Below are 25,168 nucleotides of genomic sequence, written 5' to 3'. Positions count from 1 at the left end.
TATCCTTAATTACGTTTATTCACTCTGAACGCTTCCAATCTTAGTTTTTAAGTGAATCTATTTCATCCAAATGTGAGTTATCGTCATTTGTCAGCAACCTTGAAAATATATCTAATGGAGTTAAAGGCTATGGTGAGTGCTAGCTTGACGAGAGACATTCACCTCCACTTGTCACAATGAAAGGTATCAAGATGACGATTGCAATTGACCAACTCACACAACAATATCCGCTTATTAAAGAGCTAATCTCGCTCAAAGAAACATCTTGGTTCAACCCTGCTATCACCAGCTTTGAGGAAGGATTACCTCATGTTGGACTTGCTCAGAGCGACATTAAAGACGCCAGTGACAGGTTGAGTCGATTTGCGCCCTACCTCGCCCATGTTTTCCCCGAAACCAAAGAAAGTAACGGGATCATTGAATCGGACGTGGTCACCATCCCGTCGATGAAAGCGATTTTAGATAGTGAGTACGCCACCCATATCACTGGGCGGCTGATGCTAAAGAAAGACTGCCACCTACCTATTTCAGGCTCAATTAAAGCCAGAGGTGGTATCTATGAGGTATTGGTACTCGCAGAGAAACTGGCAATAGACGCTGGAATGCTCAATGAAAGTGATGACTACACGATATTATCAACCGGGCCGTTCAAAACGTTTTTTAACCAATTCAGTATCGCAGTTGGGTCGACAGGGAACCTTGGTTTGTCTATCGGGATTATGAGCGCAAAGTTAGGTTTCTCTGTCTCGGTCCACATGTCAGCAGATGCCAAGAAGTGGAAAAAGGACAAACTGCGGTCTCATGGAGTAACGGTCGTCGAATATGAACAAGACTATGGTGTGGCGGTTGCTCAAGGGCGAAAAGAAGCAGAGAAAGATCCGAACTGTTTTTTCATCGATGACGAGAATTCGCAGTCACTATTTCTTGGATATTCCGTCGCTGGAGAACGATTAAAGCAGCAGTTTTCTGAGAAGAATATTGTGGTCGATGCTGAGCACCCACTGTTTGTTTACCTTCCTTGTGGTGTTGGCGGAGGCCCGGGTGGGGTCGCATTTGGGCTAAAAGCCGCGTTTGGTGATCACGTCCACTGCATTTTTGCTGAACCGACCCATTCACCATGTATGTTGCTTGGCGTACACACAGGGCTTCACGATGAAATCAGCGTTCAAGACATTGGTATCGATAATATCACCGCCGCAGACGGCCTTGCTGTAGGTCGTGCTTCTGGTTTTGTTGGCAGAGCAATGGAAAGACTGTTAGACGGATATATCACCATCTCTGATGAACGTATGTATCACCTACTCCGTCAACTCAGCGAATCGGAAAGCATTCAACTTGAGCCTTCAGCGCTAGCCGGCATGCTTGGTCCGGTGATCTTAACCAAGAGTAATGAATACCGAGCTCGAATGGGCTTCGACGATATCAAAATGGCTAACGCAACTCACCTTGTTTGGGCCACAGGAGGTGGCATGGTTCCACAATCAGAAATGCAATTCTATCTGGAACAATCAAACAACTAACACCTTCTTATTCTGTCGGTTGACCACCAGCACCCTACGTTTTAGGAATGCTCAAAATCAAAAAAAGGGGTGCGGTTATCACCGCGCCCCACATCATTCAACTATCAAGTATTGGACAAGACAATGGTTTAAGAGAACAACTCCGTACGATTTCGACCATTTCTTTTCGCAGCATACAAAGCGTTGTCCGCCAACTCTAACGTAAGGGATATTGGCGTTGAATCACCGTACCATTGCGCCACACCAATCGAGATCGTCGTCCCCTCTTCGAGTGATGTAATATCTGACTCAATTGACAGTCGGATGCGCTCAGCGATCTCATAAGCCACATCCATGTTCGAACCATCGAGGAAGATAATGAACTCCTCTCCCCCAGAACGACAGACAACATCGACATCTCTTACTTGAGCCTTCATCAACTTTGCAGTCTGCTTAAGCAACTGATCGCCAAACTGGTGACCATATTTATCGTTTACAGCTTTGAAGTGATCAATATCTAACGCCAATACCGATACTGGTTTTTCACTCTGTTGGAAATTCTCTATTGCTCGCTTCAACCCTCGGCGATTCAACAGACCCGTCATTGGATCAGTCAGGTTTTCGGAATGCAGTTTCTCAATCTGATTCGATACCAAATTGAAGGTATTCTCGCAGCTCACTTTCAGTTGCGACGCTTCAAAATACCAAGGGTTAACATTACTGAGCTCAGTCGATAACGAATGCGTGGTATCAAATTTATTTACGGTATTAGCAAGCTGCCACAACGGCCTTGAGATGCAAATCGCAGAAATCCAAATGAAGATCAAAGTGCCAATTCCGACTGGGATCGACTCAAACATCACATACTGCATCTGAGTCTCTAGCTCCATAATGGCTCGGTCTTTTGGAGTTTGAGCAATGATCCCCCAGCCAGTACTTTTCACCATGGCAAAGCCCGACAACATGGCTACACCTTGGGTATTTACAATCCCCTTGGAGCCATCACCTACATTCAGCACGGCTTCTACCGCATCATTACCCAGTACCACTTCGCCAATACGATTCTTCTCTGGGTGATAAATCAGAGAGCGGTTTCGATCCACCACATACAGATACGAACCATCCTTATAGTTGTGACGACTCAATAAGTTACTCAAAAGACTGGAGTCTTCTAAATAAATACTGCCACCCACATACCCAAGATACCTGCCTTGAGGCGAGAATATCGGATACGTCATGCTTATAAGGTAATTCCCAGCAGGCGAAACAAATGGATCGGAGATTAACGGAGCCTTTGCTCGTATGGACTGTCTAGAACGCTCCGATGTCAGTTTCACCCCTTGAATGTTGACACTCGTAGGCATAATTGAAGCAATCACACCGTCATGATCCACCACATACACAGAGTTAAATGAGTCTGTCTGTTGTTTTAGCCTCGTCGTCTCTTGAGCAACAAAGTTCGCGTCATTGACACGAGAAGAGAGTAGTCGCGCGCTGTACTTTAGTTGAGTCATAACTTGCTCAACGTATACATCGGTCATTGCTGCCATTTTGTCAGCATAGACTCGATTAGCCTCTAGGCTTTTATTGATTATTAATTCATGTTGAGCGCGGTAGCTTGAATGAAATACGTTCATCAACGTAATAGCGACACTCAAGATACACAAAGATAAGACAAGTAGTCGTAAGTTAATTCGATGACCAATCACTGACGTCATGCCTGACTTCCATTGAAAAAAAATACCCCCCTATTCCTTGGATGATATTCATCACCAAATAGGAGAGCATTAGTAGAATTTAAATTTATAAAATAATATTACCAACAGTGATGAATTAAGTAAAAACAAAAGTATTCAGAATGAGATTTCAATCTTGTTGGGTTTAAAAATAACAATATACGCTGAACTCGCAACCAAAATAGCAGCTTAAATGTCAAATAAAAACCACTGTAAAATCATGGAATTTGCACCACTGTCTCAAAAGTGAACCAAACTTAGTGATTGACTTTACTTGATATTTTCAAAGCAGCTGTACTGCGTGGCAATACAACTAAAGGGTTAGGGTTATATTAGAATTAAGAGTTATTCTTATTTGTCATATATAGTAAAACGACGACTTAATTACCCCAACCCACTGTAATCTAAATCTCAAAAAGAGTAGTGCATCAGCATAATTATTCATATTTAATAAACCAACTCAATGAGTTTAAATAAAGAACAACCACCTTGTGGCACGTAATTTCCACCAAAATCAGCCATTCAAATAATATTTAGTTACAATTTCACACTATAACTTTGCCCTTTAATTAGCTTGGCTTTTCATTTACTGTGATGACACTTGAAATTGACAACGGTTGACGACGTGAATCTAAGACAACTTGAAATCTTTTATGCTGTGATGAAATCTGGCACCGTTTCTGGCGCAGCTAAACAACTTCATGTGTCGCAACCAAACGTCACTCGTGTTCTCTCTCACTCTGAACAGCAATTGGGGTTCGCACTGTTTGAGCGCATCAAAGGCAGACTAGTCCCAACCAAAGAAGCACATCTCCTCCTTCCCGAAGCAGAAAAAATCTATCAACAGTTGGGTCGATTTCGCAATCTGACGAATAGAATCAAAGCTGGGGAAAAGCACCTGACCATTGGCGCGCCTCCGATACTCTCTGCCGCTATGTTGTCACCGCTCATCGCTCAGTTGTGCAAAAGTGGGGATTACAACATAGAGATCTCGACAGGGAATCAAGATGAACTATGCGATGCCCTATTAAAGAACCAGATCGACCTTGCGATCTGTTTTGGTCAAGATGCTCCGCCCTCTCTCGTTCAAAAAACGCTGTTAACGTCTGAGATGTGCGTGATCACGCCTCCTCAAAATTCAGACGATGAGGTTATCTGTCTCAAACAGTTACTCAATTCTGACAATACATTGATTGGTCTCGATAGTCGCGATCCATTAGGTGCGCAGCTTCATCAAGCCATACATGCACTCGAACCCGAATACCACCCTTCGGTATCAGTTCGAAACTACGGCTCTGCAGCTGAGTTAGTCGTCCACGAAGTGGGGTGTGCCATTGTCGACCCTTGGACAGCTCACCAATACAAAGATCGAGTACACAGAGCAAGATTAACGCCGACCATTGATATTACGGTGTCGCTGCTTTATGCCGAACATAATCCATTAAGCATTTCTGCAAGAAACTTCGTCCAACAATTGGAAGCGAGCCTATAACCTGTTGTTATAGGCAACCAACAAATAAGCATTCGAACCCTTCTCGGTAAACCTCTACTCTGTTTTTAATTCAACAGGATACCAAGGATGCTTTATGTCTATCGCTCAACCCTACTTACTCTTCTTAGGCGACGTTACTGACCCAATCTCAGCCAAAACAGCGCGCGGTATTGCGCTATGGCGACCTGAATTGTGTGTTGGGGAACTAAAATTGACGACAGATACTGTCTCTTTAGGACTGGAAGACCTCACGCTAGAAAAAGCGATAGAAAAAAGCGCGAAAACACTGGTCATCGGTACTGCCAATGCCGGAGGTATCATCCCTGAAACTTGGAAACCGACGCTAATCAAAGCAGCACAACTTGGGTTTAGCATTGCATCGGGTATGCATTCCCGACTCACAGAGATCCCAGAGCTTGCAGAGCTTCAAGCCAAAGGAAAGACGCAACTTCACGATGTACGTCACTATGATGCGCCTCTTGCAGTCGGTACGGGCAAAGCTCGCCAAGGCAAACGACTTCTCACCGTCGGAACGGATTGTTCAGTCGGAAAAATGTTTACCGCTCTGGCTTTAGAAAAAGCGTTAAAGGATCTAGAAGTCGATGCGCAATTTAAAGCGACTGGCCAAACCGGGATTCTCGTTGCAGGCGATGGGATATCTATCGACGCTGTAGTTGCCGATTTCATTTCTGGCGCCGTAGAGGCGATCAGCCCAAGCTTTAACGACCATCAATGGGATATTATCGAGGGACAAGGCTCTCTATTTAACCCTTCCTTTGCAGGAGTGAGCTTAGGCTTGCTTCATGGTGCCCAAGCGGATGCGCTTGTACTTTGCCATGAAGTTGGTAGACCTCACATTCGCCACCTTCCTCATTGCCAACTCCCTTCCATTTCTGCCACGATAGAAGCGAACTTAGCGGCAGCTAGATTAACAAACCCAAATGCAGCATTAGCGGGTATTAGCCTGAATACTTCTGCTTTGAATGAGGAAGAAGCCAAAGCGCTTTGTGCAGATTGGCAAGAGACTTACAACGTACCTGTTACCGACCCTGTGCGTTTCGGAATCCAGTCCATTGCCAGCTATCTCAATGCTAACTTTTAACTTGCGAGAATAAATCATGTTAATAGAAGCGACTCCGTACAGCATCGAATTGGCGACCCCTTTTGTCATATCAAGAGGTGCACGAACTCATTGCCACACGGTGAGGGTGACCGTCTCTCATGACCACCAGCAAGGGATTGGAGAGTGTACACCTTACCCGAGATACGGTGAGAGTGTTGAATCAGTAATAGCACAAATAGAAAGCTGGACTTCAGACTTAGTCAGCATTTCACCACAAGAAGCGAAACAGCACTTACAATCAATGCCAGCAGGCGCAGCACGTAATGCCGTAGATTGCGCGCTTTGGGATTTGATTAGCAAGCTAGAAGGGACATCCTTCCCATCGCCTACTTTTACTATTAGCCCAGCAATAGAGACTGCCATGACCGTCTCCATTGGTGAGGCAGAAGCCATGGCAACGCAAGCCAAGCAATACGTAGACCAAGGCGCGTCACTGTTAAAAGTGAAATTGGATGGTGAATCGGTGGTTGAACGAGTTGCCGCTGTGAGAGCCGCAGCTCCGAATAGCAAAATCGTACTAGATGCAAATGAAGCTTGGGGTACTCTCGATCTAGAACAGTTATTCGAACAACTTGCCCGTTTTGATATCACCATGATTGAGCAGCCTTTACCATCAGGAGAAGACCAGCTCCTAGCCAGTATTAAGCACCCTATTCCACTCTGTGCAGACGAAAGCTGCCACACGAGAGCACAACTCGCTGACCTGAAGGGACTGTATGAGATGGTCAATATCAAACTCGATAAGACAGGCGGGTTAACAGAAGCATTACTCTTAGAAAAGCAAGCCAGAAACGAAGGCTTTGCCATTATGGCTGGCTGCATGCTGGGCACTTCGACCGCTATGAAAGCGGCTTTGCCAATTGCAACCAACGCAGAGGTGGTTGATTTGGATGGTCCAGTGTTACTTGGCGATGATGTTGAAGATGGACTTAGGTACCACTCAGGAAAATTGTACCTGTAACGTCTCTCACCTTAACACATGCTTATACGCTGCCCTTTAACTAGGGCAGCAATCGAATAATTAGCTGGCGTACTTTGCTTGATAAAACTGATGTTGTTCTTCTGAGTCCATCAAGTTGCAAGTCTTACACATGCGCACTTTGTTGAGCTTGTACTTCAAACAACATGTCTTTCTTCGAGCGAACAAAGCATGCCCGTGACTACTTGATACGGTTTTCACTTCTACTAAGCTATTTTTTTCACCCAGAATCTTCGTCAACCAACGCTCTACTCGCTGATTCAAATCAGCATCTGAGCTATGTAGCTGTTTGTCAGACAAGCGGGTGAAGCCTTGAGCCAAGGCATTACTTAAGTTACCCCAAAAGCGTTTTCGATTCACACGTTGCTCGGCAAAAATAGGCTCTAGCTGAGCGCCGATATCGGCGACAATTTTAGCAAGCTTTTCATCTAACTCTTGGTCGCTCAAAACTTGGCTGCCTTGGTTTTCTATCGCAACCGTATTAACTCGACCGTTTGGCTCAATGTTAAGATGAATCGCTTTTGCATCAATGTTTGGAACAATGCCGTACTTCCATCGCAATGCCACTAAAGTCGGAAAAATAAGCTCAACTAGCTGCTTGTGCCATAAAGATGCGCATACCGCAGTTCCCAACTGGGTGTGTTCAGCATGCAAAGACATCAGCTCTGAAAAGGATTCATTCAGCCAAGTATTCAGATCGATATTTTCGTCGCTAAGCACTTTGAGTTCATGGCGTTGATCAACCTGTGTTAATTCGTTTAACGCCAGATCCAGCGAGCACTGTTTTCTTTCCCCCCATAACGACTGCAAGTGGTTAAAGTCCGTTGTGGTAAAGCCCGATGGAACCGCTTTTAAGGAAGCGGCCTGGATTGATTTGATTTTCATTCTAAAACTTAACTTTGTTGTTCACTTACAAACTGTGATTTATCTATTTCACACTGTATGAGATATCGATACTGTACTCGCGCTGCTTCCATGTAACGAAATCGGGTGCAGCAGGAAACGGTTCCGCTTTTCGGACCAGCTTAATTGCGGCTCGGTCAAACTCACGAATTCGAGACGGTTTTGCGATTTTGTAATCTTTGATCATCCCCAACCTATCGAGGGTAAATACCACCACAACGACACCCTGTTTGCGGCGGGATTTCAGTATTTTGGGCGTGACCTTTTTAGAAAGTAAGTGCTGACGAATATAGTAGTCAAACTGCGCTTCATCAGCGATACCACCCGCTTGGTTCCCTGCACCGGTTTCTTTTTGCTGAACGTTTTGCTGCTTCGAGCCGTCTACACCTTGCTCTCCAACTTTCTTTTGCGCAAGCAATTCAGGGGAAGGTTGTACCTTCATCTCTTGAGGCTTTGGTTCGACTCTCCTCTCTTTGGGTTTAGGTTCAACTTTGCGCTCTTTCGTTGGTGGCTTCTCTTTCGGCAATACTTTCTTTTTCACTGGCTCTTTCTTCTGCACCTCAGTTTTCTTTAAAGGTGCTTTTTTAGGAACCACTTGTTTTATTGGCTCTGGCTCTGGCTCTGGCTCTGGCTCTGGCTCTGGAGGAGGCTCTACAATATCTTCGACAGTGTCTATTATGGGCGTCGCAACGCTCTTCGGTGTAACGACAGTCGCCCCCATCATTGCAGCCTGCAAGCCAACACTAATTCTCAGCATATCTGTGCTTTTTGCGATGACAGTATCTTCCTTAGGGGAGAAATAAAGCCAAACGCCCACAACAACGTGAACCACGAGTGAAAGCACCACAAAACCCGTAAAGGCCGAGCATCTTACATTCATGCTCTACCCTTACTGCTGTATAGCTAGATGCGATACATTTAGCTCTAGCTCCTGCAATGCACCAAACAGTGCGACAACTCTTTCCATTGGCACTTTTTTATCACTATGGATGACGACACTCAGTTGGTTTGGATACAACAGTTTCTGCTCAGTGAGCTCATCTTTAAGCGCTTCCATCGAAAGCACTCGTGTCTCGTTGACCAACCAAGCCTCATCTCCATCAACGACACCAATTGAAACCACATTTTTTTGCACGTTCGCAACCATTGGCTTTTCAACGGCTTTCGGAAGTTCCACTTCCATGGTTAACAGAGGCACGTTGATCATCAACATCATGAACGCGATGATGACAAAAATGACGTCTATCATTGGCGTCATGGCATCTTGCAGTGAGCTTGATACCTCTTCATCTTCTAAGTCAATCATGTTCGCTCTCTTCCAACTGAATACAGTGAGAAAAGTGATTAAGCACATCTGCAGCTTCCGCCAAATGAATGCGAATTCTCGACTTAATTAAGGCATGGCAAAGTACGCACACCACAGCGATAACCATCCCTGCAGCTGTTGTTGAAAGAGCTTGCCAAAGACCATCAGCAACAATTGATGGGTTGACAGGGCCATCACTCAGACCGATGTCGCGAAATGAACGCATCAAACCAATGATTGTACCAAGTAGACCCAACATGGGAGCGAGTGATGCAATCGTCGTCAAACCTGACAGTCGACGTTTTAGCCGGTTCGAATAGCGAACGAGCATGATTTTAATCGCCTCATCACGAACCTCTTTGGTGCTAGATTTATGATGAACCAGTTCATCGATGACAAACTGATATCCTGTTCCTGAATGCTTCAAGATGTTCAAAGCACTCTGCATTTCATGCTTGTGTAATGCCTGAAAGATCGCTTGATTGTCCCCTTTTGAAAGTCCTTGTTTTCTCAAGACAACAAACAGGCGTTCTAGCACTAATGCAAGTGCAATCGCCGAACACAACACCAAAGGTGCACCCGTCGCGATGGTCCAAGAATCAATTAACATAGTTCACCTCTTGTTTCTCAGCTGCTTGGATATGTTGCTCGAATGTTTTGAGTCGCTTATACACAGAAATCAGCTCTACGATTGTCGACCAACTGAACACCAAGTAGTGCAATGACCCTTCCACCTTATTAAAGGCACGGATAATCTGCTGCATGGTGCCAAAAGTAATAAGACCAGCAATAATGGTCGGCGTTAACATGATGTATGGCAGTATTGAAGAAAGCTGCAGGTAGCTCACTTTAAACAAATCAAAATAGAGGTAATGACGATACATAGTGACGTAATTGGTACGCACGTGTTGAAACAGCTCTTTCATCGATTGTGGTTGAGCTCGTGTGTGGTCGTCTTCACCAAGCACTAACTCTTTACGCAACGCGGCTTCGGCCTTTTGGTTATTGAACTCCAAGCCCGGTAACTTCACACCAACAACCGCAAGCAGAACAGTGCCAAACAAAGCAGAGAGAATCGCTACGTAGATCAATACGTGTTCTACTTCGCCAAAAAATGGCACCGACTTAACTTGTTTACTCAACTCCCATAGCACAGGTTGAAACGCCAATAACGTCATCAATGAACGTAGGAACGATACTCCAAGACGCTCTACGATATTGGCGAAGCGCATAGTATCTTCTTGAACACGCTGCGAAGCGCCCTCTATATGACGAACTTTATCCCAATGCTCCATGTAGTAATTGTGCATTGCAGTGCGCCAACGAAAAACGTAGTGACGCATGAAGAACTCGAGCAAAATAGCAACCGCAATAAAGATCGCTGAGATTCGTAAGAAGGTCCACAAGTGACCATATATATCATTGGCTTGTACAGAGCCGGGATTAGTCAATGCTTGTTGAATAGCATTATAAAAGTCACCAAACCATTCGTTGACTTGTACATCCAACTGCACTTTGTACCAAGTCGCAAAAAGAATGATCACGCTGCCTAACCAAGACCAAACGTACCAGCGCTTATTAAAGAAAAAACTACGGAACATAAATTAGATACCTTCAGATGACACAGGCGTGCCTATCAATATTGCTTGTTTTGGTAAAGGGATGATCTGTGCAACAATCTCGGTCAAACGCTGCTCGGTCACTTGCTGATCCAGAGTGTGCATTGACTGCAAATAGTCTGGGCCTTGATACTTTTCGTAGCTCAGAGCTAAACGACGCAGCCAAGTATTTGTATCCGACAATCTCAATGATTCTGCGAATTGAATGTCGCCTTGAATACGAGGGTAATTTTCCAAAGGCAGTTGCTGAGATAGGTTTTCTAGCACCGTATTATGAGCTGCCACTAACAAGTCAACTTTCTCTGGTGCCGTAGTAAACTCTGTCGATAAGCGCACTTTATTGTCTTTATTCAAAGTCATCTCAAATCGAATCGAATACACACCACCAAGTTCATGACGAAGCTTATTTTTCAGTGCTTTTTGTACAATTGGATTCAGCGTTGATACCAAGAAACTCGATTCTGGTGTCCACATCATGTCCGCTTCACTTTTGATGGTGACTGTCGATTTATCTTCATCGTGGATTGCCTGTTCCAGAGTGTGGTATCCCGTAGGCAATACAGATTCTCGACCTTCAAAATCTGATTTACGCGTCACTGCAGCTAAATACGGCAGTACCGACTTTTCGATGTCTTGTTCAGTGGTCTGCCCAACAATGAATAGAGACACCGGTTGTTGGTTTAGGGTCTCAACAGCTGACGTAAAGCGGCTCATGTTTAGCGCTTCAATATCATTGTTTGTTGGTGAAGCGTCTTTTGGTGTTCCCCACAGCGCCGCTCGTTCGGTTTCATGTTTAGACACAATATGAACAGAATCGCTAATAGCTTCTTTAGCTTTTTCAAACTGTTCAGCGTTCAACATCCAATCTGTTTGTGTGATCCAATAAGCACGCATTAAAGGCTCTAGGTTTGAAGCTGCCACTTTTGCAGACAAGTCTAGTTGACTGCCTGATTGTGCCCAGCTCCAAGTAGCATTGTGGTCCTTTTGCCATTGCTGCAACGATTGGTTAGAGATCATATTGAAATCAGTTTGTTGCCAAACCTGTTGAGCCGCTTGTAGCATCCAAGGTGGATATACAGCACTGTTGTAACCCGCGTGAGATAACGCTTTGATATAGAGTTCGCCATCAGGCGTTTTTCGGTCTAGCCAAACAACTTGGTCTCCATTAGCAAGCTTCCATTGTACGACTGCAGGGGAAAAGTGCTTATGCTTGCTCATTACATGCGCTTTAGCGAGGGTCGGCGCTTTAAGCTCCACGAGTTCAGTCTCATTGTTTGAGGCCTGAACACGTTTGGTCGACGTGACTTTTTTAGCTGGCGCTTGTATGGCTGCATATTGCTGCGACGAAATTTTCTTTGATAGCTGCTCAACTTGTTCTGCCGTAGGCAAAGTACGGCGCTCTCCACCTGGGATCTGATAGAACATAAACTGATCGGAGGCGTTAAGGATTTGGTTTAGTCGCTCATTTAGCCCTTCAACCGTAAGTTCATCGATCCATTTTAGGGTACGAGCAGATTTGATTGCGTAATCTTCCTCCACACTGTCTTGCATCACTGCAGATGTGAGTTTGTCTTCCCATTTTGCAAAATCACGCTTTGGAATGATTTGTCGGTTTCTCTGAACGGAGGCTCTTGCCTTCACCTTCAAAGCCAACAGTTCTGATTCATTGATTCCATTCTGCTTTAGTCGCTCAATTTCAGTCAGTACAACTTGTTTCCCTAAAGCGTGATTCGTTGTTTTGGCTGCCATCGCCGCAATCAATCGATCATTAGTAGGCTCACTAAAAGAGATATGAACAGATGAAATCGTCGCATCGTACTCAGATTTTGAGGCGCGAACAGAGGGTTTGATTAGCTTTCTAATAAAGTAGTTTTGCAGCCTTTGATAAGCACCTGCCTCAGTGATACTTGGTTTCATTTCACTTCTGAAACCATACACGACAGCAGAAGTCGTGCCTTTTGGATCCTGCACCTTACCAATCACCAACCCATCTTTAAGAGGAAGCTTTACGTAGTCCCTATTTGGTACTGGCACGCTGTCTTCTGCTCCAAAGGTATTCTCAATGGCTTCGGTGAGCTTACGATCATCAAAATAACCACTCGCCACCAAGGTCATATTGCCCGGCACGTAATATCTATCGTAGAAAGCGCGAATATCTTCAATCTCGACATCTAGAATGGCTTTCTTAGTGCCAATAGTTGGACGATCTACATAGCGAGATCCATTTCGAACGACCTGCTTTTTGGCTGTATTGACTCGTTCAGCAACACCAGCACCTCTGCGCATCTCTTCAAGTATGACTCCACGCTCAAGCTGCCAATCTTGATCTTTCATTTTTGCACCAAAGGCTAAGTCACTCAGCAATTTGACAGATTGCGAAACATCTAGAGCGTCATTGGGGCGAGTTCTCACCATGTACTGAGTTTCAGTTTGGCGGGTCATCGCGTTGATTTGAGTGCCAGTTTTCCAGCCTACTTGGTCGAAGAAACGATGCATGTCGATACTGTGCGCACGGTTCGAACGAAAGACCATGTGCTCAACAATATGAGCCATGCCGCGATGTTCATCATCAACAGAACCAGCGTTGACGATCAAACGAAGATTAAAGGGGTCTTTTGAATTTTGACTGTTATGAAAAACATACTGGAAGCCATTATCCAAATAGCCGTGATTGAGGTCTGAACTCCATTGAATTTCTTTTGCAAAAGCACCTGTGCAGGCCAATACCAAACTCGATGCAATGATACAAATAGAAACGCACCTACTAAGAAACATAATAATAACAACGCTATAACATAGTGAATAAAAAAGCACACCTAATGAGAAGTTGATTTGATAATGATTATCAATAATTTTCTCATTAGCATTGAAAACGATTCCAAGATTACTATATTATGCGACGCACATCCAAGAATTTTATTGAAAGTAGCCATGCCATCATCTGGGTAAATAGAGCCAGATCATGGCTTTGAAAACAAGAATGTCATTTAAATGACCTAAAACTGCTACTTAATCGATCAAAAACCCAGTCAAAGCCATTCTTTTAAAGTGGTAAACTGGGATTATTTAGCTGAATGATTATTAATATCATTTAACTTTAGGTCTGGTAACGGTATCAGACACATGCAGTGGTATGACTTGCACAAAGTCATTTTTTGAATCTTTAAATAAAAATAAAAGAATCACCAAAATGAATAAAAATGTTATTGCGCTGGCAATTTTGTCAGCTTTAGGGAGCCCAATCAGCTATGCAAATGAGCCAGTTGATCTTGGGGATATTGAAATATCGGATGGAAACAGCAGTAACGACAGCGCTGTAAATTCTGATGCGATTTATGAAAGCTATGACCCGATTGACTCAGGTACATCGGTGATGAGCGAGACAAGCGTGCAAAACAATAAATCGGGTGGTATTGATACAACCGATCTATTGAAATCGTCACCGTATGTTCAGATGGACAATAGTTTGGATGATGCTACTCAAGAAAACATTCAGTCTATTCGCCCACAAAACTTTTCGATTTCAGGCGGTAACTATTACGACAATAACATCCAAATCGATGGCGTTTCTGCAACATCAATTCATGATGTGACAGACCCGAGTGGTGGCGATCTCGATTGGAACAATGTTGTAGGCCAGACGAGCCAAAGCCTTTATGTAACACCCGATTTAATTGGCTCTGTCGAAATCATGGACTCTAACATCTCGGCAGAGCACGGTGACTTTGTGGGCGGTGTTGTGAACTATGAGCTTCGCAAACCTAAAAAAGAGTTTGGCTTCAGCCTAAGTACAAGTTTCCAAAACGACAGCATGGTGGAATACCATGAGCCAACCGAAATCGATCCTGATGATGATCCAATCGCACCACCTGAATTCACCAAACAACAAACTACCGTTAGCTTTGATCTGCCACTGACAGAGAAACTCAGTGTGCTGGCGTCCTATAGCAAAAGTACCTCTGAAGTGGAGTACACGCAGGATGAACAGTACGGAGGCACAACTGGTGATAATGGCGATACTTCTGAAAACTTCTTATTGAAAGGGGTTTACGAATATCGAGACGACCTCACCTTTGAAGGCCAGATCATTCATAGCCCTTACGAAAGTGAGCGCGATTTACCGAATGCACGCAATGACCTGACTATCAGCAACTCTTCAGGCACTCAAGGCTATTTGAGTGCGACAGGATTTTCTGGAGCGACAGATTGGAACACCAAACTTTCTGTTTTACATAACGATGCATCACGAACGTCAAATAACGAACGATACCAAATGGATGGTGAGTTCTTAGACTGGTGTAATACCACGTCAAACTGTAACGACGGTGGTATCGGCGACTTAGAACAATTGCAGACCGATTACGCTTGGACAACTTCGTTCTCAACAATGCTTGATAAAGGAACGTTAAATTACGGCAGCGAAATAAAATACACTGACGCAGGTAAGTCTCGACCAGAAGATGTGTATTACTACTACAACATTAAAAAGTCTGGAACTGATGATTTCGTTTGTGACCCTAACGATCAATCTTGTACTCCGGATATGGCTAACTGGAAGCACTTAAAGTATGACGCTTTTGATGCTGATGTCGGTGTGTACAGCCATGCACTGTGGGCAGAATACCTGACTCAATTTGGCCCCGTAGAAATGAGAGCCGGTACGCGCTACTCATACGATGACTTTATGGAAAACCATAACCTTGCACCGCGTTTAACGGCAAGCTGGGAGTTTATCGAAGAGACATACCTAACCGTTGGTGCAAACCGTTACTATGCCAACAAGATGATAGGTTATGCGATCAAAGAGCAAACACCTGCTCACACCTGTTATCAACGTGATATGAAAGACACCAGTGATGGCGGTTGGGGCGGCGTACCGGGAGACTGGTATGAGTGTTCAAGTCAACCAAGTGTTGATAACTACAGCGATTCAGACCTAGACACGCCATACAGTGACGAATTGACGTTAGCAATCACCATCCCTACTTTCTTAGATGGTAATGCGCGCTTCAAAACCGTTTATCGTCAGAACCGCTCACAGTTTGCAAAAAGTGATGAGCTAACGGATGCCAATGGTGATGATTACTACGAAATGACCAACGACGGCGAGACTGATTACTACGGTTACTCAATCGAATGGTCAGGTAACTATAAAAAGCACTTCTTCAATGCCAACGTAACTTGGTCTGAAACCAAGAACAATGGATTGGTCGATTACACCGCCGATCCAGAAGATGAAACTGAGCTTGTTTACTACAAGGGTCAGATCATGACGATGGCTGATATGTATGAAGATGACGCTCGTCAGAACTACGCCGCACCATTCAGAGCATCAGCTTCATGGTCAGCACTGTGGTTTGATGACGTGTTAATGACTAACGCTACCGTTTACTACCGCGGTAAGTATGAATACCTCACAGACACACGAGATAACTACACCGACACTGACGGCAGCAGATACGACATTTATGATGTCGAGGAGCAAAAAGCAAAAACCACTGTCGACCTCAATGCCACTTATCGCTTCCTGAAGTATAAGCAACATAATGCGTCAATTGATCTACGAATCAAGAACCTATTTGATGAAGTTAACGGCAGCGAATCCAATTACCAGATCGGACGTTCTTTCTGGGTTGGCTTAAATTACTCAATGTAATATCAACCGTAGAACGAATTAACCCTTCAAACAGGTTAATTCGTTCATTATTTGCGCGAGATCGGTCACATCTCGCGCAATCGACCATTCATAAAAAACAATTCCATCATTTTTTACTACCCACCTTTAAAATTGAGGTATATACTCTTTCTTATCCCTAGATGGAGGCAGAAATGGATACCCAAAACACCACGACTACGTTTCAACAGCTAAAAACCGGTGCAGACGCATACATTCAGCGTCGTAATCAACGCTTGCTAGCTAACCACCGCAAAGAACTGCGTAACTTTACACGAGCAGAAGCATCAACTTACTTAGGTATTGATGCGAAAACACTGGATCGTTACGTGACTTCTGCTGACATCGATCCACGCCGTCATGAAGACTCACAGTGGTCCATCGACATCTCAGAAATGTACAAAGTGCGCGATCTACTGCCGGAAAATCTACGCAAAGATGCGAAATTTATCCGCAGCGAAAAGCAAAAAGCGCAAGTTATGGTTATCCAAAACCAAAAAGGTGGTGTGGGTAAAACCGTATCAGCAGCGACCATTGCTTCTGGTTTAGCGACTGAATTCCACCAAGAATATCGCGTTGGCCTTATTGATATGGACGGCCAAGCAACCCTCTCTATGTACTACGCTCCAGAAGCGGAACAAGAAGGTTACCTTTCTGTTGGCGATCTTATGATGCGCACTTTTGATCTAGATGAAGGTGAAACATTTGAACAAGCCGTTTCAGAAGCATTCTTAGAAACCACCATCCCTAACTTGCGTATTCTGCCTGCAGCGCAAAGCGATCGTGCTATGGAAGGTTGGTTCCACGAGCGTGTATTTAGCCAAACTCTTGCATCACCATATTCACTGCTGCACGACATTATTGAAAGTGTTCAGGACGAGTTCGATATCATCATCATCGATACGCCACCATCACTTGGCTATGCGACGTTTAACGCATATTACGCAGCAACCAGTGTGGTATTCCCGCTATCTATTACTGAAAACGATATCGATGCAACTTGTTCATACTTTAGCTACATCCCACAAGTTTGGGCGCTGCTAGAAAATGCTAACCATCAAGGTTACGACTTCATGAAGATTTTACTTACAAATCATCGTGATAGCTCAACAACCACAGACCTGATGAACAACCTATACGACCAATTCTCGCCTTACCTGTACTCGAAAGAGTTCAAACACAGCGAAGCGGTTCGTCAGGCATCTTCTCTTCTTTCGACGGTCTTTGATATGTCGAAAAGTGAGTATCCAAAAAGTAAAGCGACCTTCCAAAGCGCACAGCAAAACAGCTACGAAGTCACCAGCCAGATCCTTCGCGATATTCTGAACGTGTGGCGTGAACAGGAGAATAGTTAATGGCTAAGAAACGTGGCGGTAGCCCTCTAGGAAATACACCCGGCTCTATTGCCGCTCAGCAGTCAGCAGCAAAAGCGACAGTTGAAACGCTGACAAGCCAACTAACGAAAGAACTGGAGAAGTCAGGCCAAAAAGCGGCCGACTTTCTGCAGGAAAAATTCGGTATCGGCTCGGTAGGCCAACAGATGGTTTGGAAACTCGCTTCGGGTCAAACAGCAACCTTCAATGAAGTAACTTTGTCATTTGAGCAAGTAAAGGACGAGACCTACGTTACATTCGATGTAAATGGTCGCGATCAAAGCCTGCTTACTAAAGAATCACTGGAAGACCTAAACTCGCTTGAGTTCCAACAGTTCTACCCAGCCGTTGGCCGTGAAGTGGATGGCCAAATTGATGTACTTGATGGATCTCGTCGTCGTGCTTGGTTCTTACTTCAAGAAGGACGTGTAAAAGAGTTCAGAATTCTTGTCACCCAAGATGAGATTTCGACTTCTGATGCGAAGGCGCTAGCGAAACAATTACAAACGGCAAAAGAGCACAACCAACGCGAAATTGGTCTTCAATGCCAAACCATCATGAAAAGTGGCAACTACACTCAAGAAGACGTTGCTGCGATGATTGGTATTAGCCGCCCAGCAGTGAGCAAAGCACTCAAAGCAGCGAGCATCGACCAGAGAATTATCGCCCTATTCCCAGTAGTAAATGCACTATCACACACGGATTATGCGCTGCTTGGAAAAGTGATGAAGACATACCAAGAAGACAGTAAAGGCTTAACCGCGTTTATCCAAAAATTGGGTAAAAAGGCTGTCAATGTTCAGGTTGAACATTGTAGTGACGAGAACAAAGAAGCCCTACTCTCTTTGATCAAATCAGAGCTGAAAATTGCGGAATCTAAAAAGGTAACCGACAAAGCTGAAGTTACCCAACTCGCTGAATTTACTAGTAAAGGCATGTTTGCACGTAAGAAAGTCAAAGGTCGTAACTTCTCTTACGAGTTTGGCCGTTTATCAAAAGAACTGCAGTCAGAACTGGATGAAGCGATTCAAGCTGTACTGGATAAAGCAACGCAAGACTAGCTAACGCATTAGCAAAAATAAGCCCATTTATCTAGTTCAAAAAAGGCTGAAACTTATACTTCCAATATAAGTTTCAGCCTTTTTCATTTTAGCCTTTCGCCTAGCGATGCTTATATTGCGTCGGGCAATAACCTCGCGAAACGTCAGAACTGCGAAACTTAGTATGCTTAGTCTTACGCCCCGACACCCGAGCCCGCCAGAGCTTAAAACTCCCGGTTTTTAACCGTTTTCGCATAAATCGGATTACTTCTGGTTCGCTCAGCCCAAACTGTAGCTCTATGGCTTCGAACGGAGTCCGATCTTCCCAAGCCATCTCTATGACCCGAGACTCACTCTCTTCGCTCAATATCATTAGTCAATTCCACACTAAAAAAGAAGAATTTTACGTTCAGAGCTGGTGTTGGGTTCATCTACAAATCAAAGTTTTTGTTTAGAGCGTGGCGTGTTCAGGCGAATCAATAACTCATCAAGAACGAAAGATGATATCCGCCTAGCGAAACCTCCCTCCAAAGACGACTCCCTTTTCTCGAGATACGATACAAAATAATTCTATATTTGAGACTCAGCCACACTACATAGAACGTAACCCACTGTTTATTCGATATAATTTACATTAGGATAATGCATATGAAGAACTAGGTAGAAATATTCGGCTTAATAGAGCTGTTAGGTTTAATCATAAAGTCAAGGTGATAGAGGTAATCTTAATGCCTGATTGCCGCAAGGTGAAATATGGATATCGTTAGCATTTCTGGTATTGAAGAGAGAGTCAAAGGACAAACTCCCGATGTTTTGTCATTGAATTATGATTTGTCGGTATTGCGCATTAAATTGATTTTTCCGTCAGACCAAATTGTTGACGTTGCTTGTGAAAATGTTGAGGGCTTTCGAGTTCTTGATGAAGGGCAACTACTAGAGTTTTGGGGAGGCGCTGCGACTCGGTATTGGCTATTTGAAGTTAAAGCTAATGGCTGGTTAGCTTCAGAGAACATGTGTGAAACTGCACCGCTAATAGTAGAGGGCGGTGAGCTCAAAGAATTTATGGTAGCGGGGGCTAATGAGTGCGTAAGTATTTTAGCTTACACGCAACCATATGTGCAGTACGAATAATTTTCACCTAACGAGAAAGGCGCTTGGACGAGGTGTTTGTACAATCTAAAGTCAAACGGGAACTATGTCATAGATTTCTCATATGGAAAGCCTAACTGGTCTTGATATACGTATAACGGGCTCAGTGAGCATGAAAAACTAGTGATTACCGCATTTGTTGAAGTAGGGGGAACAGCCCTTGCATTTTCGCAAGTAAACCGGCTTGGTCTATCTAGTTCTGCCATCGAGTCTTGGGTTCAAAAAGAACTACTTTAGAACTCAGTTATGTCTGATGGTATAACTGAAAGTTTCGTATTAGATATGGCTTTGTATATCAAAGCATTAAGTGCAATAAATGAGTCCGCTCACTAGCAGGGCGTATGGTCAAGTTAAAGGACGAGTATTTCCCAAGATGAGAACGAACTTAGAATTAGAAGCGAAAAAGCTTAAAAGCCTACTCGACAACAAAAAAGTATCTGAGATTTATCGCCATCGAGAAAGTGAACTGTGCATAGAATTCTCTGATGGTTCCAGACTTTTCGTTAATTGCAATGATAATAGAAGCCTCGAAGTGTCAATAACTGGTTGTCGCGAGCATTAAGAACTGCTGAAAAAATATAACAATACGCTACACACTATACGCTTGGAGATTTTGACATGCCAGCAAGAATGGATGAATACCTAGATAAGGTTATTAAAAATCGATTTTCAATATCACTAATGTCAAATGCCAAATGGCGTAAAGTGTTTACGGTTTTGGATGTGCCAGAGCTGATGTTGAACCAGTGTTACTGGAAGTTTGTTGATAACGATTGTGAATTTCTAGGTTGGTTTACTAAATCAGATGAGTTAATGGAAAAGTATGTAGGTGACTATGGATCAGGGCCTTTTGCCTACAAGCGAATTGAGTGGTTAGAAATCCCCAAAGTAGGTAAGCCTAGTGGGTATGAAAATGTGCCCTTTAAGCACTGGCATCAAGATATAGATGAAGCATTGAATATCTTAAACTCGGTTGGGCACTTCGATACTGAGCTCACAGATAGAGGGTTACGTATCTACGGTTTCAGAGAATAAACATATAACACACTGTGAAGAGGTATTCCCAGCCCGTGGCATTGTCACCATGCGTTAGTTTTAGTTATTAAGGTGGTATCCGATGGCTATGGTACTACGTTGCTCACTAATTATTTGGTCGTTATATTTTTGAGGTCATATGAGCTGGAATCTTATCGCTAGCACTACAAGTGCATATGTTATTGCGTTCATTATTTTGCAGCCAATTTATCATCATAAAAAAGCGCTTAAAGTAGTTTCAGGTTTACTCTTTCTCTACCTTGGTTTAAGCATATACAACTTCAACTATGGCTACTCCATTGGTGACATTACATCTTTCGCTATGTTTTCAGCTATGCTGTTAAGCTTCTTAGCACAATTACGCTATAGCTACCAAGTCAAAGAACAGTATGGCTTTTATCCACGATTGTACTTAAGAGGCTTTCCCATAAAGGGAATCTTTATAAAGCACCCAGATATCAAAAGAGCTCATTCAGAACCAGATACGATAATGACAATTCTCGCTTTTCTAGGGTTCGTTTTAGGTTTTTCTGCCGTACTATTCATGGAAATAGCATCGAATTCGTGAAAACATACAAAGCGTTTGGCATTCTCGGTTTAATTCAGCTTTAGTAATCTCGGCACAATAGATTAAGTAATGGCGTTGCTCACTACATCAATGCAGTGCTATACACAAAGGAAAAGCCTGTGACTAAAAGGATTCAAAATAGAGAAGTTAAAGTGTGTCCAGTAGTACTGCGCAAATCAGGCTCGAATTTGGAGTTGCTAGTATTCGAACATCCTTTGGCCGATGTGCAATTAATAAAAGGTACGTTAGAGCTGACAGACAGTTCAATGGAAAGCGCAGCGCTTAGAGAGCTTGCAGAGGAGTCAGGTATATCCAAAGTATCCGGTACTAGATACCTCAGAAGTTGGGAAAGTGGTTTCCAAAATCAACTGTGGCATTTTGTCCTGTGCGAAGTTTCGGAAAGTTTGCCAAACAACTGGGCCTTCTACACACAAGATGATGGCGGCCATGAATTCAATTTTTTCTGGCACAAACTCGGAGGTTGTTTGGAATTTGATTGTCACAAGGTGTTTTGTAAAGCCATTAAACAAGTCGAAACTATGTTTATACAACAAGCATATCAAAGTGATACATAACATTTGGCACTCCCACTTGAAACCTGCTCACCAGACCCGTCATCTAACCTTTACCACAATCAGAGGTCCCTTCATTGAAATTGGTATGTAAAACAGAAAGATTGGTTATTCGCCAGCTTATGCTCAAAGACGCGGATTTTGTCATCCGTTTATACAATGATGAGTCTTTTATTCGCAATATTGCCGATAAAAACATCCGTACCTCAGAAGATGCGGAGAGCTACCTTACCAATGGTCCATTGGCCAGTTACGAAACATATGGTTTCGGCCTGAACCTAGTCTCGTTGCGCAAAACGGGCGCACCTATAGGAATCTGTGGCGTATTAAAACGTCCCGAGTTGGACAGTCCAGATCTTGGTTATGCATTTCTACCGGAATATTGTAATCAAGGGTATGCGACGGAGGCTTCTATTGGGGTACTTCAACATGCTGTTAAAGCTCTATCTTTAGATACTGTGCTAGCTGTTACCTTCCCCAGTAACAAAGGTTCAAACCGAGTACTAACAAAAGTAGGTTTTGAACTAAAGGGCACCATCGAATTGTATGGTTTAGAGAACAACTTATATGAATACCGAGCGTGAGATGGCCTTGTGACTTAACTCGACACACACTTCAAATTAATTCAATCGCACTCAGTTAATGCCAATATTGAGAGCTCCCCTACCCCCTAGGTTATATTTTCCCTTCAAGATCGCCAGCATCATTAAGACAATCTCATCATCCACACTTAACCTTTAACGCCTACTTTAATCGTTAGTTTTGAAGAAAATTGAGACATTTTGTTTATTGCTACGTAGTGGTTCAAAAAACGAGAAACCACATGCAAACAGTCAACATCGTATGGCTCAAACGAGACCTTCGGCTCACCGACCATGCCCCTTTATTCAATGCACTATCGCCCGAGAGACCGACAATTTTGCTCTACATATTTGAGCCATCACTGCTCAACAACCCTCACTACTCAGAGAGGCATTGGCGATTTGTGTGGCAGTCTCTTGAGTGCATGAACGAAACGCTAGCTCATCACGGACATCAAATCTCTGTAATGCAGGGAGACGCGTTAGAGTGCTTCCAAGAGATACAATCTAAGTACCTAATAGATACCGTCTATTCCCATCAAGAGATCGGCTTGAATTGTACTTTCGAGCGCGACCGCTTGCTCAAGGGATGGTTCGATGCCGAAGGTATCGCTTGGCAAGAGTCTCAGCAGGGGGCTGTCTTGCGCGGATTAGCAAACCGAGAGGACTGGGATAAAAACTGGTCTTTAGTCATGCGCTCTGAAATATTAAAGCCTGAACTGTGTAGTGAACACTTACATACTTTAGACTCTAAACAAGTTGACCATGCATTCACCCCTCCCAAATCATGGACGAATTTAAGTAGTGGCATGCAAACAGGCGGAAGTAAGCTTGCATGGCTAACACTTCACGACTTCTTTAACCGCAGAGGTAAAGACTACTATCGCAGCCTTTCTAGCCCAATCACATCTAGAAATGCTTGCACTCGCTTGTCTCCCTATCTTGCGTGGGGCAACATATCGCTTCGTGAGGTCTACCAAGAGCTATTGCAACATTGGAACGTACCGGGCTTTCGTCGTAGCTTAATCGCCCTATCATCTCGGCTCCACTGGCATTGTCATTTCATCCAAAAATTCGAATCAGAGTGTGAGATGGAGTTTCGTTGCACCAATACGGCCTATGAAGCGTTACTCTCACAATCTTGTAATACAGATCCAAATCACCTCTTGGCTTGGAAGTCCGGTAATACTGGATTTCCTTTGGTCGATGCCTGCATGCGCTGCTTACATCACACCGGATACATCAATTTCCGAATGAGAGCGATGTTGGTCAGCTTCCTTACCCATCACATGAGCATGGATTGGCGGGAAGGCGTGACTCACCTAGCCCAGTTATTTCTCGACTTTGAGCCTGGTATTCATTATTCCCAGTTCCAGATGCAAGCTGGCGTGACCGGCATTAATACCATCCGCATATACAACCCTATCAAGCAGGCACAAGAACATGATTCAGATGGGGAGTTTGTCAAAAAATGGGTGCCTGAGTTAGAACAAGTTCCTACGCCATTGATATTTGAACCGTGGAAGATGACACCTATGGAATCAGCAATGTACCAATTGGACCCGGAATCACCGTACCTAGATCCTATTTTCAATCTCGACGAGAGAGCGCGCCAAGCGAGAGAGCGACTATGGTCTTGGAAGAAACGCGCCGATGTGAAAAGCGAAGGTGCTCGGATATTGGCAAGGCACGTTCGTCAGACCAATAAAAGCGCAACAGGTTGATCGCAGAGCAAACCTTCGACGTAATTACCTTTTTAAACAAGGCGTTCGTTGAACACATAGAGACTACGGATAGACACATGAGAGATCTAACTTTTTCGCACGATGATATTCAAACCATGGAAAAGCGTTTTCGTACTCGGTTGGTCAACTCGATATCGGGATTTAAAAGCGCGAATCTGATAGGGACAAGAGACCAACAAGGACAAGAGAACCTTGCAATCGTTAGTTCTGTCGTCCATTTGGGCTCACACCCTCCCCTGTTGGGCTTTATTGTTCGCCCGTGTAAAACGCCAAGACACACGCTTCAAAACATAATTGAAACCAAGTCGTTCACAGTAAACAGCGTCAACGACAAGATTTTCCAAAAAGCACATCAAACATCGGCTCGATACTCAAAATCAATTTCAGAGTTTAATGAAGTAGGACTCACTCCTTATTACGACGGCAACTGCCCTGCCCCGTTCGTTTTAGAAAGCCGTTTAAAAATCGCGTTAACTCTGAAGGAACGTATTGACATTAAGAGCAATGACACGGTAATGCTTGTTGGAGAGGTCAACACCATTCACGTTCCAAGAATGGCGATCATGCATGATGGTTTTCTAGACCTCGACGCGTTAGGCACAGTCACGATTTCGGGGCTAGATAGTTACCACAGGACTCAACGCATTAACCGTTTAAGCTATGCTAAGCCAGACAAAAGTGTATTTCCACTAACCACCGACGGTGAGCCATCGTCATGGGCAGCTGTTAACCCTGTGCCGGAATAGCCGTGATTAAGCCTAGCTCGTTTTAGGC

General features: G+C 43.9%; 22 protein-coding genes. 14 read left to right on the top strand and 8 right to left on the bottom strand.

Going from position 1 to position 25,168, the window contains the following annotated elements; genetic code table 11:
* Positions 1 to 191: 191 nt before the first annotated feature.
* Positions 192 to 1,520: a D-serine ammonia-lyase gene (gene dsdA, locus AC6R05_RS23835; RefSeq protein ID WP_500648906.1), complete on the top strand. Its 1,329-nt coding sequence runs from the start codon at positions 192 to 194 to the stop codon at positions 1,518 to 1,520.
* A 128-nt stretch (positions 1,521 to 1,648) separates the two neighbouring features.
* Here the strand turns inward: dsdA and AC6R05_RS23830 are convergent, their stop codons facing one another.
* The gene (locus AC6R05_RS23830; RefSeq protein WP_225311017.1) at positions 1,649 to 3,217 is read right to left on the bottom strand and encodes a sensor domain-containing diguanylate cyclase; all 1,569 of its coding nucleotides are present in this window, start codon (positions 3,215 to 3,217) and stop codon (positions 1,649 to 1,651) included.
* A 643-nt stretch (positions 3,218 to 3,860) separates the two neighbouring features.
* Between AC6R05_RS23830 and AC6R05_RS23825 the strand changes: the two genes are divergently transcribed.
* From AC6R05_RS23825 to dgcA, 3 genes are all read left to right on the top strand, one after another.
* A complete protein-coding gene (locus AC6R05_RS23825; protein ID WP_500649027.1) occupies positions 3,861 to 4,727 on the top strand; it encodes a LysR family transcriptional regulator in 867 nt (288 codons plus the stop codon).
* A 94-nt stretch (positions 4,728 to 4,821) separates the two neighbouring features.
* On the top strand, positions 4,822 to 5,829 hold the full coding sequence (dgcN, locus tag AC6R05_RS23820; RefSeq protein WP_500648905.1) for an N-acetyltransferase DgcN: 1,008 nt from the start codon (positions 4,822 to 4,824) through the stop codon (positions 5,827 to 5,829).
* A gap of 16 nt (positions 5,830 to 5,845) precedes the next feature.
* The gene (gene dgcA / locus AC6R05_RS23815; RefSeq protein ID WP_500648904.1) at positions 5,846 to 6,811 is read left to right on the top strand and encodes an N-acetyl-D-Glu racemase DgcA; all 966 of its coding nucleotides are present in this window, start codon (positions 5,846 to 5,848) and stop codon (positions 6,809 to 6,811) included.
* Positions 6,812 to 6,871: 60 nt separating this feature from the next.
* Here dgcA and fhuF read toward each other — a convergent pair whose 3' ends face one another.
* Genes fhuF through AC6R05_RS23785 form a run of 6 tightly spaced genes read right to left on the bottom strand, consistent with a single transcriptional unit; the run spans position 6,872 to position 13,432 of the window.
* Positions 6,872 to 7,714, bottom strand: coding sequence for a siderophore-iron reductase FhuF (gene fhuF, locus AC6R05_RS23810; protein WP_500648902.1), 843 nt, complete (start codon positions 7,712 to 7,714; stop codon positions 6,872 to 6,874).
* A 43-nt stretch (positions 7,715 to 7,757) separates the two neighbouring features.
* A complete protein-coding gene (locus AC6R05_RS23805) occupies positions 7,758 to 8,612 on the bottom strand; it encodes an energy transducer TonB (RefSeq protein WP_500648901.1) in 855 nt (284 codons plus the stop codon).
* Positions 8,613 to 8,621: 9 nt separating this feature from the next.
* On the bottom strand, positions 8,622 to 9,038 hold the full coding sequence (locus tag AC6R05_RS23800; RefSeq protein WP_500648900.1) for an ExbD/TolR family protein: 417 nt from the start codon (positions 9,036 to 9,038) through the stop codon (positions 8,622 to 8,624).
* On the bottom strand, positions 9,031 to 9,648 hold the full coding sequence (locus tag AC6R05_RS23795) for a MotA/TolQ/ExbB proton channel family protein (RefSeq protein WP_500648899.1): 618 nt from the start codon (positions 9,646 to 9,648) through the stop codon (positions 9,031 to 9,033). The genes AC6R05_RS23800 and AC6R05_RS23795 overlap by 8 nt, the downstream gene beginning before the upstream one ends.
* Entirely contained in the window at positions 9,638 to 10,639 is a 1,002-nt protein-coding gene (locus AC6R05_RS23790; RefSeq protein ID WP_500648898.1) for a putative transporter, read from the bottom strand. The genes AC6R05_RS23795 and AC6R05_RS23790 overlap by 11 nt, the downstream gene beginning before the upstream one ends.
* A 3-nt stretch (positions 10,640 to 10,642) precedes the next feature.
* A complete protein-coding gene (locus tag AC6R05_RS23785) occupies positions 10,643 to 13,432 on the bottom strand; it encodes a M16 family metallopeptidase (protein WP_500648897.1) in 2,790 nt (929 codons plus the stop codon).
* A gap of 415 nt (positions 13,433 to 13,847) precedes the next feature.
* On the opposite strand from AC6R05_RS23785, the gene AC6R05_RS23780 reads away from it, so the two are divergent.
* From AC6R05_RS23780 to AC6R05_RS23770, 3 genes are all read left to right on the top strand, one after another.
* A complete protein-coding gene (locus tag AC6R05_RS23780; protein ID WP_500648896.1) occupies positions 13,848 to 16,313 on the top strand; it encodes a TonB-dependent receptor domain-containing protein in 2,466 nt (821 codons plus the stop codon).
* Positions 16,314 to 16,486: 173 nt separating this feature from the next.
* On the top strand, positions 16,487 to 17,686 hold the full coding sequence (locus AC6R05_RS23775; RefSeq protein ID WP_285403497.1) for a ParA family protein: 1,200 nt from the start codon (positions 16,487 to 16,489) through the stop codon (positions 17,684 to 17,686).
* Positions 17,686 to 18,765, top strand: a complete 1,080-nt coding sequence (locus tag AC6R05_RS23770) for a ParB family protein (RefSeq protein ID WP_500648895.1) — start codon at positions 17,686 to 17,688, stop codon at positions 18,763 to 18,765. The genes AC6R05_RS23775 and AC6R05_RS23770 overlap by 1 nt, the downstream gene beginning before the upstream one ends.
* Before the next feature lie 100 nt (positions 18,766 to 18,865).
* On the opposite strand, the gene AC6R05_RS23765 is transcribed toward AC6R05_RS23770, so the two are convergent.
* Positions 18,866 to 19,117 carry a TIGR03643 family protein gene (locus AC6R05_RS23765; protein ID WP_500648894.1) on the bottom strand — a complete coding sequence of 84 codons (252 nt, stop codon included), beginning with the start codon at positions 19,115 to 19,117 and terminating at the stop codon, positions 18,866 to 18,868.
* 380 nt (positions 19,118 to 19,497) lie between these two features.
* Here AC6R05_RS23765 and AC6R05_RS23760 point away from each other — a divergent pair, with 380 nt between their 5' ends.
* The 7 genes from AC6R05_RS23760 (at position 19,498) to AC6R05_RS23730 (ending at position 25,140) form a co-directional block, all read left to right on the top strand.
* Positions 19,498 to 19,875, top strand: a complete 378-nt coding sequence (locus AC6R05_RS23760; protein WP_050487392.1) for a hypothetical protein — start codon at positions 19,498 to 19,500, stop codon at positions 19,873 to 19,875.
* A gap of 636 nt (positions 19,876 to 20,511) precedes the next feature.
* Positions 20,512 to 20,928: a DUF6678 family protein gene (locus tag AC6R05_RS23755; RefSeq protein WP_500648893.1), complete on the top strand. Its 417-nt coding sequence runs from the start codon at positions 20,512 to 20,514 to the stop codon at positions 20,926 to 20,928.
* Between the two features lie 139 nt (positions 20,929 to 21,067).
* Positions 21,068 to 21,496 carry a hypothetical protein gene (locus tag AC6R05_RS23750; protein ID WP_500648892.1) on the top strand — a complete coding sequence of 143 codons (429 nt, stop codon included), beginning with the start codon at positions 21,068 to 21,070 and terminating at the stop codon, positions 21,494 to 21,496.
* Between the two features lie 119 nt (positions 21,497 to 21,615).
* Positions 21,616 to 22,071, top strand: a complete 456-nt coding sequence (locus AC6R05_RS23745) for an NUDIX hydrolase (protein WP_500648891.1) — start codon at positions 21,616 to 21,618, stop codon at positions 22,069 to 22,071.
* 74 nt (positions 22,072 to 22,145) lie between these two features.
* Complete coding sequence (locus AC6R05_RS23740; RefSeq protein ID WP_500648890.1) at positions 22,146 to 22,652, top strand: GNAT family N-acetyltransferase; 507 nt, start codon at positions 22,146 to 22,148, stop codon at positions 22,650 to 22,652.
* 239 nt (positions 22,653 to 22,891) lie between these two features.
* A complete protein-coding gene (locus AC6R05_RS23735; RefSeq protein ID WP_500648889.1) occupies positions 22,892 to 24,373 on the top strand; it encodes a cryptochrome/deoxyribodipyrimidine photo-lyase family protein in 1,482 nt (493 codons plus the stop codon).
* Between the two features lie 77 nt (positions 24,374 to 24,450).
* Positions 24,451 to 25,140, top strand: coding sequence for a flavin reductase family protein (locus AC6R05_RS23730; RefSeq protein ID WP_500648888.1), 690 nt, complete (start codon positions 24,451 to 24,453; stop codon positions 25,138 to 25,140).
* Positions 25,141 to 25,168 lie beyond the last annotated feature (28 nt).

Source organism: Vibrio sp. R11-SG3-ISO9 (assembly GCF_059834255.1).
The sequence above is the reverse complement of the archived record's forward strand: the minus strand, read 5'-3'. Positions and strand labels throughout refer to the sequence as shown.